This window comes from Bacillus sp. UNC41MFS5 (assembly GCF_000686805.1).
Genome location: NZ_JMLP01000015.1, coordinates 152,491 through 165,471 on the forward strand (window position 1 = coordinate 152,491; position 12,981 = coordinate 165,471).

Annotated in this window: 14 protein-coding genes; 3 read left to right on the forward strand and 11 right to left on the reverse strand. The window is 42.4% G+C overall.

Going from position 1 to position 12,981, the window contains the following annotated elements; translation table 11 throughout:
• Nucleotides 1-14 precede the first annotated feature (14 nt).
• Nucleotides 15-548, reverse strand: a complete 534-nt coding sequence (locus tag BR30_RS0108680; RefSeq protein ID WP_026564689.1) for a DUF1697 domain-containing protein — start codon at nucleotides 546-548, stop codon at nucleotides 15-17.
• Between the two features lie 145 nt (nucleotides 549-693).
• On the opposite strand from BR30_RS0108680, the gene BR30_RS0108685 reads away from it, so the two are divergent.
• Nucleotides 694-1,125 carry a VOC family protein gene (locus BR30_RS0108685; RefSeq protein WP_026564690.1) on the forward strand — a complete coding sequence of 144 codons (432 nt, stop codon included), beginning with the start codon at nucleotides 694-696 and terminating at the stop codon, nucleotides 1,123-1,125.
• Nucleotides 1,126-1,744: 619 nt separating this feature from the next.
• On the opposite strand, the gene gatB is transcribed toward BR30_RS0108685, so the two are convergent.
• From gatB to gatC, 3 genes are read right to left on the reverse strand one after another with little or no spacing between them, the layout of a single operon-like run.
• Nucleotides 1,745-3,172, reverse strand: a complete 1,428-nt coding sequence (gene gatB / locus BR30_RS0108695; RefSeq protein ID WP_026564691.1) for an Asp-tRNA(Asn)/Glu-tRNA(Gln) amidotransferase subunit GatB — start codon at nucleotides 3,170-3,172, stop codon at nucleotides 1,745-1,747.
• A 12-nt stretch (nucleotides 3,173-3,184) separates the two neighbouring features.
• Nucleotides 3,185-4,642 (reverse strand): Asp-tRNA(Asn)/Glu-tRNA(Gln) amidotransferase subunit GatA, encoded by a 1,458-nt coding sequence (gene gatA / locus BR30_RS0108700; RefSeq protein ID WP_026564692.1) that lies wholly within the window; start codon nucleotides 4,640-4,642, stop codon nucleotides 3,185-3,187.
• A 3-nt stretch (nucleotides 4,643-4,645) separates the two neighbouring features.
• A complete protein-coding gene (gatC, locus tag BR30_RS0108705; protein WP_026564693.1) occupies nucleotides 4,646-4,945 on the reverse strand; it encodes an Asp-tRNA(Asn)/Glu-tRNA(Gln) amidotransferase subunit GatC in 300 nt (99 codons plus the stop codon).
• A gap of 235 nt (nucleotides 4,946-5,180) precedes the next feature.
• Between gatC and BR30_RS0108710 the strand changes: the two genes are divergently transcribed.
• The gene (locus BR30_RS0108710; protein ID WP_026564694.1) at nucleotides 5,181-5,837 is read left to right on the forward strand and encodes a lysozyme family protein; all 657 of its coding nucleotides are present in this window, start codon (nucleotides 5,181-5,183) and stop codon (nucleotides 5,835-5,837) included.
• A 22-nt stretch (nucleotides 5,838-5,859) separates the two neighbouring features.
• Here the strand turns inward: BR30_RS0108710 and BR30_RS0108715 are convergent, their stop codons facing one another.
• On the reverse strand, nucleotides 5,860-6,354 hold the full coding sequence (locus BR30_RS0108715) for a VanZ family protein (RefSeq protein ID WP_026564695.1): 495 nt from the start codon (nucleotides 6,352-6,354) through the stop codon (nucleotides 5,860-5,862).
• 91 nt (nucleotides 6,355-6,445) lie between these two features.
• On the opposite strand from BR30_RS0108715, the gene BR30_RS0108720 reads away from it, so the two are divergent.
• The gene (locus tag BR30_RS0108720; protein WP_026564696.1) at nucleotides 6,446-6,898 is read left to right on the forward strand and encodes an OsmC family protein; all 453 of its coding nucleotides are present in this window, start codon (nucleotides 6,446-6,448) and stop codon (nucleotides 6,896-6,898) included.
• A 79-nt stretch (nucleotides 6,899-6,977) separates the two neighbouring features.
• On the opposite strand, the gene BR30_RS0108725 is transcribed toward BR30_RS0108720, so the two are convergent.
• The 6 genes from BR30_RS0108725 to cobA form a co-directional block, all read right to left on the reverse strand.
• Complete coding sequence (locus tag BR30_RS0108725; protein WP_026564697.1) at nucleotides 6,978-7,415, reverse strand: YueI family protein; 438 nt, start codon at nucleotides 7,413-7,415, stop codon at nucleotides 6,978-6,980.
• Between the two features lie 159 nt (nucleotides 7,416-7,574).
• A complete protein-coding gene (locus tag BR30_RS38385) occupies nucleotides 7,575-7,709 on the reverse strand; it encodes a hypothetical protein (protein ID WP_269320603.1) in 135 nt (44 codons plus the stop codon).
• Nucleotides 7,710-7,731: 22 nt separating this feature from the next.
• Nucleotides 7,732-9,015, reverse strand: a complete 1,284-nt coding sequence (gene aceA, locus BR30_RS0108735; protein WP_026564698.1) for an isocitrate lyase — start codon at nucleotides 9,013-9,015, stop codon at nucleotides 7,732-7,734.
• A gap of 91 nt (nucleotides 9,016-9,106) precedes the next feature.
• A complete protein-coding gene (gene aceB, locus BR30_RS0108740; protein ID WP_026564699.1) occupies nucleotides 9,107-10,699 on the reverse strand; it encodes a malate synthase A in 1,593 nt (530 codons plus the stop codon).
• Between the two features lie 176 nt (nucleotides 10,700-10,875).
• A complete protein-coding gene (locus BR30_RS0108745) occupies nucleotides 10,876-11,514 on the reverse strand; it encodes a precorrin-2 dehydrogenase/sirohydrochlorin ferrochelatase family protein (protein ID WP_026564700.1) in 639 nt (212 codons plus the stop codon).
• 3 nt (nucleotides 11,515-11,517) lie between these two features.
• Nucleotides 11,518-12,966 (reverse strand): uroporphyrinogen-III C-methyltransferase, encoded by a 1,449-nt coding sequence (gene cobA / locus BR30_RS0108750; protein ID WP_026564701.1) that lies wholly within the window; start codon nucleotides 12,964-12,966, stop codon nucleotides 11,518-11,520.
• Nucleotides 12,967-12,981: the final 15 nt, after the last annotated feature.

Consider the following 12,981-nt stretch of genomic DNA (forward strand, 5'->3'; position numbering starts at 1 on the left):
TGATCCGAGCGTATTTAATTTTCTATCATGGTCGATAGTTTTATGACAGTTTTCCAATTACGCACTGTCGCCGGAACCTCTAGTTTTGGGAGCTGAGCTGCTAGTTTTGAATCGAGAATACTTTGCCTTAGATACAGATAAACTTCCTTTCCATTAATAAAACATTCGTCCGGTTCACTTTTGAAACTACGTAAATATTCTATTTTCTCTTGGGAAGGTTCGTCTGCCAAAAAGGCTAGTTGGATACTCTCGCCTTCTTTCAATGATTCCATAGAGTAGGGGCAATTACGGATAATCTGCTCGTATTCCTCAGCTGTTCTTAGAATAACAGGGACGGGGAAACCAAATGTCTTACTTATTTCCTCCTCTAATCGTTGGCTAAGCCGAGCGGAATCATCACTTGCTTCAAACAAAACATTGCCACTTTGAATATATGTTTTTACTTTTTCTAATCCGATCGTTTCTAATAGATTTTTTAAATCAGCCATTTTGATCCGATTATTCTTGCCAACATTAATACCTCTCAGCAGCGCAATATAAATAGTCATTTATGAACCTCGCTTCTTTTGATATACATCATACTAAAATCTTACCATTTATTTGTGGATTTAAACGATCCGCAGGTTTGGGAGGATAATATGATTCATTCAGAGAAAATTAGAATCATAAATATTTTTATGGAGGGATTTGCTCATGGTTCCACAAAGAGTTAGTTTGCTTACAATTGGCGCATATGATTTGCCTGTACTTAGGAAATTTTATCAAACATTGGGATGGGAGGAAACGGAAATAAGCTCGGACCAATTCGCTGTATTTAAAACGGCGGGCGTCCTGCTTTCGTTATACCCGATTGCCGAGTTAGCAAAGGATGCCGGCATTGAATTTACACACTCTCCTGAGAGCTTTCATGGTGTGACCTTTTCTATTAACGTAGATCAACAGGAACAAGTTGATACAACGGTAGAAAAGATTCGCAGCGCAGGGGCAAAAATACTGCGAGAGCCAAGTGATGTCTTCTGGGGCGGACGCATAGCCTATTTTGCTGACCCTGAAAATAACCTCTGGGAAGTTGCTTGGAACCCTTCAGCCATTTTTGATGAGCGCGGTGCGATGGTATCCTTCTAAGAAAGAGCTTAATTCTTACACGACTCGACTATTTTCAGCTAATAATAATACTAACTAAACGTTTGATTAGTAATTGATTCAGCCCTTTTAAATAAAGGGTTTTTCTATGTAATCAGGCAAAAAGCTTGTCGCTAAATGGGGCAACATAACTACCCAAATGCCTTTTTTCTTACTACTTTTACATTTTTCGACCATCAGCAAACTAATTAAACGTTTAATTAAAAAGGCTAAATACCCTGCTGTATTAAGCTTTTAATGCAAAAACCACTAAAAATATTGTTGAATTTACACACTTTAGAAAAACTAACCAAACGTTTGATTAGTTAGCCATGAAGCCATATAACTAAATGGTTTCAGCCCTATATTGTGAAAACTCTTTGTCGACCCAGTTATCATTTTCCACGAGAAAAAATAAAAAACGTGTCGATTCTAAAATTTCCTTAGGGAAATCCTTATGCTTCGACACCATTCCTGATTATTCCTTACTAACCAAACGTTTGATTAGATACAGGATAAACCCTTTTAACATATAGGTTTTTTCCCGGGAAATGGCGAAAACAATGTCGAACTCCGCTCGACATAAAAAAAGCTGGCAGACTGCATTCTGCCAGCTTTCGTATTAACGCTTTTGTAGTTCTTGCTGTAACAACTGATTAACCATTTGTGGATTGGCCTGACCCTTCGTTGCTTTCATTAATTGTCCTACTAAGAAACCAACTGCTTTGTTTTTCCCATTCTTAAAGTCTTCAATCGATTGTGGATTCGCATCCAACACCTCTGAAATAATTTTAAGAAGTGTGCCTTCATCAGAAATTTGAACAAGTCCCTTGTCCTTCACAATTTGCTCGGCATCGCCGCCATTTTCAATCAAGTCTTTAAAAACGGTTTTAGCAATTTTCGAAGAAATCGTGCCATTTCCGATCAACTTAATCATGCTTGCTAGACCTTCTGGAGTTAAGGCTACTTGGTGAAGTTCCTTTTGCTCAGCATTCAAGTAGGCAGAAACATCCCCCATGATCCAGTTCGAGGCAAGCTTTGCATCCGCTCCGCCATTAACAGTTGCTTCAAAGAAATCTGACATTTCTTTCGTAACCGTTAGCACCTTTGCATCGTAAACAGGCAGTCCAAGTTCATCAATATAACGCTTTTGACGCTGATCAGGAAGCTCTGGAATTTCAGCACGTATCCGTGCTTTCCAGTCTTCATCAATGTACAAATCCATTAAATCTGGCTCAGGGAAGTAACGGTAATCATCCGAACCTTCTTTGACCCTCATCAACAGAGTAGCCCCTGTTGCTTCATCAAAACGGCGTGTTTCCTGGTCGATTGTACCTCCCGCAGAAACCACTTCTCGTTGACGCTTCTCTTCATATTCAAGACCTTTACGGACGAAATTGAACGAGTTGAGGTTTTTCAGTTCTGTTTTTGTTCCGAATTCTTTTTGTCCAACAGGACGAATCGAAATATTCGCATCACAACGGAGTGAACCCTCTTCCATTTTACAATCGGAAACGCCTGTATATTGAATAATGGATTTTAATTTTTCAAGATACGCATAAGCCTCATCAGGTGTACGGATATCTGGTTCAGAAACAATCTCAACAAGCGGAGTACCCTGACGGTTGTAATCACATAGTGAATATCCTTTGCCATGGTTCAGCTTTCCTGCATCTTCTTCCAAGTGGATGCGCGTAATGCCAATTCGTTTGGTATAGCCATTTACCTCAATATCAATATAGCCATGCTCTCCGATTGGCTTATCAAATTGGGAAATCTGGTAGGCCTTAGGATTATCCGGGTAAAAGTAATTCTTGCGGTCAAACTTGGTATGAGTAGCAACCTCACAATTAATCGCCATCGCTGCTTTTATCCCGAATTCTACCGCTTTTTTATTAAGGACAGGTAATACACCAGGGTAGCCAAGGTCGATAACGCTTGTATTTGTATTCGGTTCAGCCCCAAAATGATTTGGGCTCGCCGAGAAAATCTTAGATTCTGTTTTTAACTCTACATGGACCTCAAGTCCAATCACTGTTTCAAATTCCATTATCTTCACCCCCTATAATTCCGGCTTTTCTTTATGAAAGTCTGTTGCCTGTTCAAATGCATGTGCTACACGATAGATCGTTGTTTCATCAAAATACTTGCCGATGATTTGTAATCCTAACGGTAACCCGCTATCAAAGCCGCATGGAACCGATATTCCTGGTAAACCCGCAAGATTAAGAGGAATGGTTAAAATATCATTGGCGTACATCGTTAATGGGTCCTCAATATTTTCACCTATTTTAAAAGCAGGTGTTGGGGTGGTAGGTCCAATGATTACATCATATTTTGCAAAGATATTTTCAAAGTCTTGCTTGATTAAAGTCCGTACCTGCTGTGCTTTTTTGTAATAAGCATCATAGTACCCTGAACTTAGCGCAAACGTACCAAGCATAATCCGGCGTTTTACTTCATCACCAAAGCCTTCTGCACGGGATTTTTTATATAAATCGATTAATGTTTCAGCATCTTTTGAGCGATAGCCGTAACGGACTCCGTCGAAACGGGCAAGGTTGGCTGATGCTTCAGATGAAGACAGCAAATAGTATGCTGCTAGCGCATACTTGGAATGCGGCAGGGAAACTTCTTCCCATGTTGCACCAAGACCCTCGAGTACTTTTAAGGCATTTAAGACGGACTGTTTTACTGATTCGCTGACACCTTCACCAAGATACTCTTTTGGTACAGCGATTTTGAGGCCCTTCACATCACCAGTTAAACCACTCGCAAAGTTTGGTACATCCACATTCGCAGAGGTCGAATCCATAGGATCGAGGCCGGAAATTGCTTGAAGCAGGTAGGCATTGTCCTCCACTGTTCTAGTAATTGGTCCAATTTGATCAAGGGATGAAGCGAAGGCAACGAGACCAAACCGGGAAACACGTCCATAGGTTGGTTTCATTCCTACGACACCACAAAAAGAAGCTGGCTGACGGATGGAACCGCCCGTATCAGAACCAAGCGAAAACAGGACCTCTCCTGCTGCTACAGATGCGGCTGAACCGCCTGAAGAGCCACCTGGAACTGTCTCAAGATTCCATGGATTACGTGTCGTTTGGTAATGGGAATTTTCGTTGGAAGACCCCATTGCAAACTCATCCATATTTAGCTTTCCAATCGTTACCGTTTCTGCTTGCTGCAGTTTCTGAACAACGGTCGCATCATAAATCGGATCAAAGTTTTCAAGGATTTTACTCGCACAAGTTGTCCTAAGTCCTTTTGTAACTAAGTTATCTTTTAAGCCAATCGGCATCCCAAATAGCAAACCTTTGGCAGTCTCACTATTGATTTTCTCATCTAAAACTTTCGCTGAAAGACGTGCCCGCTCTTCATCTAACGTTAAAAACGCCTGAACTTTATCTTCAACTTGTCCAATTCTCTTATAGGATTCATCGACAAGATCGGATACTTTTAGTTCCTTCTTTGTAAAAAGTTCATGTAGGTCTGAAACTTTATAATCAAATAAACTCACCTTTTAATCCTCCTTTCCCATAATCGATGGTACTTTAATCTGTCCGTCCTGATGCAGAGGTGCATTTTTTAGTACCTCTTCACGCGATAAACCAGGTTTGGATTTATCTTCACGCAAGACATTTTTCATATCCAGCACATGGTATGTAGGTTCCACATTTTCCGTATCCAATTCATTTAACTGTTCAGCAAAGGTAATAATCGCATCCAGTTGCTTCGTAAACATGTCTGTTTCTTCTTCGGTTATGGCCAATCGTGCCAGATTGGCTACATGCTTTACCTGATCCTTTGAAATTCGTGACATAGTATAACCCCCTATCCCTTCAATCTTGTCATATCAATACTAATGATGATACCAAACTTTTCCGCTTTACCGCAATGATTCCATCATCAGTATGGGCAAGGGAATTGATTTTTGTTCATAATTCTTAAAATTTCAGTCTATTTTTCTCTTATTAATACAATTTTTTCCTAATAAGTTTATCACAGACATTCTCGGCAACTTCCCTTATAATGGTCATGGATGGGAGGGCTTCTGAATGAAAAAACGAAGACGAAAGAAATTCAAAACCTTTTTTGTGCTGTTCATCCTTTTTTGCGCCTTAGCTTTGTTCCAAAATTATTTTCAACAACAAGGCTCCCTTGATATAGTGAAAAACGATCCATTTGCTGATGTTAAAAAATACCGTTCCCTCATACATGATGAATTAGCGAAATATCATTTGGAAAGTCATACTACAGTAGTTATCGCTTTAATGCAGCAGGAAAGCCGCGGCAAAGGCGGAGACCCTATGCAGGCGTCGGAATCGGCAGGGTTGGCAAGAAATACAATAACAGATCCGCAAAAAAGTATTCAGGTTGGTGTGAAACATTTTCAGCGCGTCCTCAGTTATGGGAATAAGAAAAAAGTAGATTTCCAGGCCGTTATCCAGTCTTACAACATGGGAATTGGTTATATCGACTATGTTGCAGAGCATGGCGGGAAGCATAGTGAGGCGTTGGCGAAGGAATTTTCTCTCCAGCAGGTAAAAGAAAAGCCGACTATTTATACATGTGGCGGCAATAAAAATAATTTTCGCTACCCATATTGCTATGGTGATTTCACCTATAGTACAAAGGTAACGAAAAATATTCAATTATTAGCGGACAGCGTTCCTGTTACGGGTGAAGAAGAAACCACCGGTGAATCGTTTTGAGGATTCATCGGTGGTTTTTGAATTAATTGATATTTTCGGTCATATTCTTCTTTTTAAAACGGCTGAACAGAAGAACAAGTTTAATCGGCAAAAGCCCTAGGATTCCACCCAGCGTATTTAATATTAAATCGTCCACATCGAAGCTGCCAAACTCAAATACCAGTTGCAGCAGTTCAAATGTCAGACTTAAGGTAAAGGTGGCAAGGGTGACGGCGCTAAGTTTTTGAAACTTCTTCGCCAGCAATGGTAAGATGAATCCGAACGGCATAAAACCGATGATATTCCCTGCTAGGTTTTCAATCCGAATAATTAAATTGATATCAGCTAAAAACAGGTAAAAATTAATCGTTTTAAAAGGGACAAAATTATTCGACCGCCAGTGGTATTCATCATACGTAAAGTTGAAATGATTAATAATCTCAGATAACGGAATGTATTTAAACAAAATTAATTTTGAAAGAATCGCTAAATATAAACAAAGAATTAGGAAAAGAGTCATTTTATAAATAATTTTCATTCATCACTGCTCCATTTATTACATATCAAAAATAACCTTACCATATTTTTTAACCGTCGTGGGAGCAAAACTGGAATTGGAGGAATTTAGAATGTCTGAACATGTTTTTCATTTAAAGGCAAACTGGCCGGGTTTACGGAATGATGTTGGAGAGATTGAGGCAGGGAATTTAGTCACGAAGGTCTCCATACCGCCAGAAATGGATGGCCCTGGTATTGGCACGAATCCAGATGAGATGCTGCTGGGGGCTGCCGCGACCTGCTATATTATTACTCTTGCGGCAATGCTGGAACGGAGCAGTTTAGAGAAGGAAAGCCTAACGATGGAGTCGGAAGGCATTGTCGATGTTACCAAGGGGGTTTTTACCTATAAAAAGATTATTCATCGACCATATCTTGTCCTGAAATCAGGTGCACCGAAAAAAGATGTTGAGATGGCTGTGAGGCTTGCCAAAAAAGCGGAGACATCATGCATGATCAGCCGCGCGATTCAGGGGAATGTGGAGATAGAACTGCAGGCTACGGTGGAAGTAGCAGTTGAGTGAAAAAGAAAAGTACTAGAAACAGTGTGTTCTCTGGGATGACGCTTTTGGTCCTCATGACTATCTCATGAGGACCATTGTTTTAGCGGTTAAATAATTTTGAAAAGAATCCCTTGCTCTTTTTACCTTCATCCTTGACCATTTTTGGTTCCTTGTTAGTAATATATATATCTTCCTTATCAATCGCGTGGTCCATGGCTAATACTAAGCCGATTTCCGAGTCGTGGTCTTTATTGGTCACAAGGGTGTGTTCAATTTTATATTTTGTGGCCAGTTTTACATATTTTGAAAGGGTTTCATAACTCATATTTCCATTTAAGAAAAGGTGGGACTGCGGCTTTTCCTTCATCTGCTTCTCAACTTGGGGATATACGTTTGCTTCTGCCACTTGGCTTTTTGTCAGAGCTACGACAATCCGCTCTCGGAGCGTACCTAAGAATTTCCGGCGCTCATCTGGTTTTGTTTGTAGCGGTCCATAGATTCCCTGCTGTAAAACCTCGTCAACGGTTGTCTTTTTCAAATAAATCAACTCCATATAAAGGCTATTATTATCTATGATGATACCCTAAAAAACGTTCCATACCAAAAAGTGGGTTTCCGAGGTGGGCAAATTAATCTAATCGAGAGTAAATTTGGCTTATCCGCTAGTAAATTCAAACCATCCGCCAGTAAGCTTGGCCTATCCGCCAGTAAACCGCCCCCTTCCACCAGTAAACCACCCTATTCCGCCAGTAAACCGCCCCCTTCCGCCAGTAAACCGCCCCCTTCCGCCAGTAAACCACCCTATTCCCCCAGCAAAAAATCCTTCCCCCATAAATCGAGAGAAGGATCGACTCTTAGTTTTTACCCGTGAACTGTTCGGCTTCAGTTGAGCCTTTTAATGCGGTTGTTGATGAGGTTCCACCTGTAATGACCATGGAAACTTGGTCAAAGTAACCTGTACCTACCTCACGTTGATGGCGTGTGGCCGTGTAGCCGTATTTTTCGCTGTCGAATTCAGCTTGCTGCAATTCGGAGTAAGCTGCCATTCCTCGTTCTTTATAGCCGCGAGCCAACTCAAACATGCCGTGGTTAAGGGCATGGAAGCCAGCAAGAGTAACAAACTGGAATTTGTAGCCCATTTTGCCAAGCTCGACTTGGAATTTCGCAATCGTTTCTTGATCTAATTTCTTTTTCCAGTTGAAAGATGGTGAGCAGTTATAAGCCAGCAGCTTACCTGGGAACTGCTCATGAACAGCCTCTGCAAATTGTCTTGCTTCCTCAAGATTCGGTTCAGAAGTTTCACACCAAACAAGGTCGGCATATGGTGCATAAGCGAGCCCACGGGAGATTGCTTGGTCAATCCCCGCTTTGACACGGAAGAAGCCTTCTCCTGTACGTTCACCCGTAATAAACGGTGCATCATTCATATCAATATCACTTGTGATCAAGTCAGCTGCGTTAGCATCTGTCCGGGCAACAAGTAGGGTTGGAACTCCCATAACATCAGCAGCGAGCCGGGCAGCAATCAGGTTACGAACTGCCGTTTGCGTTGGCAGTAATACCTTCCCGCCTAAGTGCCCACATTTTTTCTCAGAGGAAAGTTGGTCTTCAAAGTGGACGCCTGATGCACCTGCTTCAATCATGCCTTTCATTAGCTCGAAACAGTTTAATTGACCGCCAAAGCCTGCTTCAGCATCAGCGACAATCGGAGCGAACCAATCGATGGAGTGATCGCCTTCTGCATGGGTGATTTGATCTGCGCGCTGTAAGGCTTGGTTAATCTTTTTGACCACATTTGGTACGCTATTAGCTGGATATAAGCTTTGGTCAGGGTACATGTGTCCAGACAGATTGGCATCAGCTGCTACCTGCCAGCCGCTTAAGTAGATGGCTTTTAGCCCTGCTTTTACTTGCTGGACTGCCTGATTTCCTGTTAATGCACCAAGGGCATTTACATAGTCTTCTTCATTTAATAGTTTCCAAAGCTTTTCGGATCCCTTCCGAGCCAATGTGTGCTCAATATCAATCGACCCGCGGAGTTTGATAACATCCTCGGCAGTGTACGGTCTGGTAATCCCTTTCCAACGGCTATCCATTTCCCAGCTTTCTTGTAATTGCGCTACTCTTGAATTTGTCATTTTCTATTCCTCCTATTAATCTATTAAGTATTTTTTATTAAAATTGCTCTGTTCAACATATCTGTTGATTGCTACGAAAGGCGCTACCCATTTAGATCAGCTCATACCCTGGGAGAGTTAAAAATTCAGCAAACTCCTCATTCAAAATCAACCGATCAAACAGCTCAACAGCCTCATTGAATCGGCCGCCATCAAATGCCCGTTCACCCATTTCCTGTTTGATTTTTTCCAATTCTTCCGCCTTATATTGCTCATACATTTCCACCGTGACTTTCCGTCCGTCGTTTAGAATCCCTTTTGGGTGGCGAATCCACTGCCACAGTTGGGCCCGTGAAATTTCAGCGGTTGCAGCATCCTCCATCAAGTTGTGAATCGGAGCGGCGCCAATGCCTCTAAGCCACGAAGCAACATATTGAATCCCGACATTGATGTTCAAACGAACGCCCTCTTCCGTAATCATCCCACCTGGTGACTCAAGCAAATCTTGAGCGGTCACACTAATCTTCAGTTGTTTACTCGTATGAATTTGGTTGGCCATCGGCATCTCGCGGTTAAATACCTCCAGAGCAACCGGGACAAGACCTGGATGTGCCACCCATGTTCCATCATGACCGTCACGGGCTTCGCGCTCTTTATCGGCACGAACCTTAGCAAAGGCTTCTTCATTAGCAGTCGGGTTATTGCGAATTGGAATTTGGGCAGCCATCCCGCCAATCGCTGGTGCCTTGCGGCGGTGACAGGTTTGAATCGTTAGTAACGAATACGAACGCATAAACGGAACGGTCATCGTTACCTGTGAGCGATCGGGTAAAATAACATCCTTGTGTTGACATAGCTTTTTCAAGTAACTGAAGATATAATCCCATCTTCCGCAATTCAATCCTGCAGAGTGGTCTTTTAGCTCAAATAAAATCTCATTCATTTCAAAGGCGCCCATGATGGTTTCAAGTAAAACGGTCGCTTTAATGGTTCCACTCGGAATCCCCAGTTTCTCTTGCGCAAATACAAATACATCATTCCACAGGCGGGCTTCCAAGTGACTTTCCAGCTTTGGCAGGTAAAAATACGGACCTGTGCCCCTCGCAAGCAGTTGGTTCACATTATGGAAAAAGTACATGCCAAAATCAAAGAAACTTCCTGAAATGGGTTTGCTATCTAGCAAAATATGCTTTTCTTCTAAATGCAGGCCACGTGGTCTCACAAACAGCACCGCTGTTTCGTCCTTTAGTTCATACCTCTTTCCAGTGGCATTTTCAAAAGATATCGTCCGATTTACTGCATCTCTTAAGTTGATTTGTCCTTCGACGATGTTTTCCCAGGTCGGTGAAGTGGCATCTTCGCAATCGGCCATAAATACTTTTGCACCCGAGTTCAAAGCGTTAATCACCATTTTCCGATCGGTCGGTCCGGTAATTTCGACCCGGCGATCTTGGAGGTCATCTGGCAGCGGAGCAATCGTCCAGTCCCCGTTCCGAATATGCTTCGTCTCCGGGAGAAAATCTGGCAATGTTCCATTATTTATTTCCACTTGGCGTTTTTGCCTGTACTGTAACAGTTCTACTCTTCGCCCGCCAAACTTTCGCTCCAGCTCTTCAATAAAATTCAATGCCTCAGTGGTTAAGATCTCTTCGTACTGGGCTTTCATTGCCCCTACCACTTCAATACCTGTTGTTTGCGTCGACATGAACTACATCACCTCTTTGTTATAATACAGTAACAATCTACGTTTTGTATTATATAACACAATTTTTAAAAATGGAACTACTTTTCTGAAAATTTTATAAAAATAGGTAAAAAATCCCTGTCCAATTTCTTAGAAGAATAAATGCCCATAAAAAAAGAATGTCCGCAGACATCCTTTTAGTTGCTATTATGCGTTTCTTTACCAATCGTTTCATACAATTGGATAAAATCCTCTTCCCGATGATCGCTAGTTAAGAACTTCGGGCTCACAATAGATTTTAATAGTTTTCTCTTCAAAGTTGGATTTGCTACTTCCTTCAGAATCCATTTTCGTTTCGAAGCGAGGAAGTCAAGATAGCCCTCATAGGAATCATCAAACTGCTGCTCTAATTGCTCGCGAATTTGGCTCGCCAGGGTTGGACTCGCCCCGCCTGTTGAGATAGCAATGCTCAAAGACCCGCGCTGAACGTGTGCGGGGACATGAAAATTGGAGCCATCTGGGTCATCAGCAATCGTTACCAGTTGGTGGACACCCGCTGATTCTTGGATCGACTGGTTGATCTCTCGACTATTTGTCGCTGCAAAAATCAGGAAGGCATCGGAAATATCGCTGCCCGAGAAGGGCTTTTGTTTCCATATGATTCTTCTCTCACGACTAAGACTTTGGATTTCATCTGTTGCTTTCGGACTGACAACGACGACATTCGCACCAGTTCCTAACAGTCCAGCCACTTTCCGTTCAGCTACTTTCCCGCCTCCTACCACAACCGCGATTTTCCCATCTAACCTTAGAATCACTGGATAGCCTGATTTCACCATCTACACTTCCTCAACAGGTCGTGCCGCTAAATATTCAACCAAAGCTTCCTTTGTTGCAAATGCAGGCCGTCCATGTGGAGGAAGACCAGCACTAACAACGGCATCTTCCGTTTGTCTTCCCATACTGACCACCTGGAGCCCTTTCAACAGTTCAAAGGCATTCAAATCACACTTACTTAACGCGTTTACAAACAATTCGACGGAGGCACTGCTTGGGAATATCACCGTATTCAACTCTGCTTCATCTAACATTCTTTTAAAAAGAGGAAAGAACTGTTCATCTAGTTCTGTTATGCTGGTCACCATGATGTCTGCTCCATCCATCTCTTTTTTCAACATGCTATCATTTCCGACAATAAGCAGAGAGGCGGACTCTTGTATCTCATTTGCATGGGCAGCCATAAAGCCACGCTTCTTAAGTGTATTTATCGATTTAAGAGAAGCTCCATAGAAGTCAGCACGAATCGTTCGGATATCGACTCCATGATTGACTACCGCTGTAAAAAATTCATCGGCACTTTCTGGTGAGGTGAAGAGAATTTTTTCATAAGAAGACACCTTGGTTAAATCAACCGGCAGCACGGTCTTCTTCCATTTTGGAAACTCTACTACATCAGCTCCGCCATCGATTAATGCTTTTGCTAATTCACTAGAACCCTCACTCGTACGAGCCAGCAGAATTTGCCGACCATACAAGGGCATTTTTTCAAACCAACTGATTTTCTCACGAAGGGATATGACCTTACCTACCAGAATAATCGACGGATTGCTAAACTTAGCCTCTACGACCTTTTCAGAAATATCAGCCAGTGTCCCTTGCAATGTTTTTTGGCGGCCAAACGTACCCCATTGAATTAAAATTACAGGGGTCGAGGCTGGCTTCCCATATGTGATGAGATTTTCGCAAATAAACGGTAAATTGCCGACGCCCATATAAAAAGCGATGGTATCGACACCGCGGGCCAGTCCTTCCCAATCGAGTACTGGTTTTCCCTCTTTCGATTTATCATGGGCGGTGACGACTGCAAATGATTCTGCATACTCGCGGTGGGTAACAGGAATGCCTGCATAAAGCGGGGCCGCAATCCCCGATGAAATACCAGGAACGATTTCAAAAGGAATTTGATGCTCGGCCAAGGATGCTGCTTCTTCGCCGACTCTGCCAAACACGCCAGGGTCTCCGCCTTTTAAGCGGACAACCCGCTTGCCTTCCAGCGCCTTCTCCACCAATAGTTCATTGATATTCCCTTGGCGTATAATATGGCGATTCGGTAATTTACCGCAGTAAATCAGTTCGCAATCCGCTGGAGCAAACTCCAATAGTTTGGGATTGGCAAGCCGGTCGTATAAAATAACTTCTGCTTGTTTAATGGCCTCCAAACCTTTTACGGTAATTAATCGAACGTCCCCTGGTCCTGCTCCCACTAAAAATACTCTTCCTGTCTTCATCCAGCAGCAATCCTT

What these genes read in the sequence shown, in the direction of transcription:
- BR30_RS0108680 (WP_026564689.1), bottom strand. Translation starts at nt 548, where the DNA reads ATGACTATTTATATTGCGCTGCTGAGAGGTATTAATGTTGGCAAGAAT.
- BR30_RS0108685 (WP_026564690.1), top strand. Translation starts at nt 694, where the DNA reads ATGGTTCCACAAAGAGTTAGTTTGCTTACAATTGGCGCATATGATTTG.
- gatB (WP_026564691.1), bottom strand. Translation starts at nt 3,172, where the DNA reads ATGGAATTTGAAACAGTGATTGGACTTGAGGTCCATGTAGAGTTAAAA.
- gatC (WP_026564693.1), bottom strand. Translation starts at nt 4,945, where the DNA reads ATGTCACGAATTTCAAAGGATCAGGTAAAGCATGTAGCCAATCTGGCA.
- BR30_RS0108710 (WP_026564694.1), top strand. Translation starts at nt 5,181, where the DNA reads ATGAAAAAACGAAGACGAAAGAAATTCAAAACCTTTTTTGTGCTGTTC.
- BR30_RS0108715 (WP_026564695.1), bottom strand. Translation starts at nt 6,354, where the DNA reads ATGAAAATTATTTATAAAATGACTCTTTTCCTAATTCTTTGTTTATAT.
- BR30_RS0108720 (WP_026564696.1), top strand. Translation starts at nt 6,446, where the DNA reads ATGTCTGAACATGTTTTTCATTTAAAGGCAAACTGGCCGGGTTTACGG.
- BR30_RS38385 (WP_269320603.1), bottom strand. Translation starts at nt 7,709, where the DNA reads ATGGGGGAAGGATTTTTTGCTGGGGGAATAGGGTGGTTTACTGGCGGA.
- aceA (WP_026564698.1), bottom strand. Translation starts at nt 9,015, where the DNA reads ATGACAAATTCAAGAGTAGCGCAATTACAAGAAAGCTGGGAAATGGAT.
- aceB (WP_026564699.1), bottom strand. Translation starts at nt 10,699, where the DNA reads ATGTCGACGCAAACAACAGGTATTGAAGTGGTAGGGGCAATGAAAGCC.
- cobA (WP_026564701.1), bottom strand. Translation starts at nt 12,966, where the DNA reads ATGAAGACAGGAAGAGTATTTTTAGTGGGAGCAGGACCAGGGGACGTT.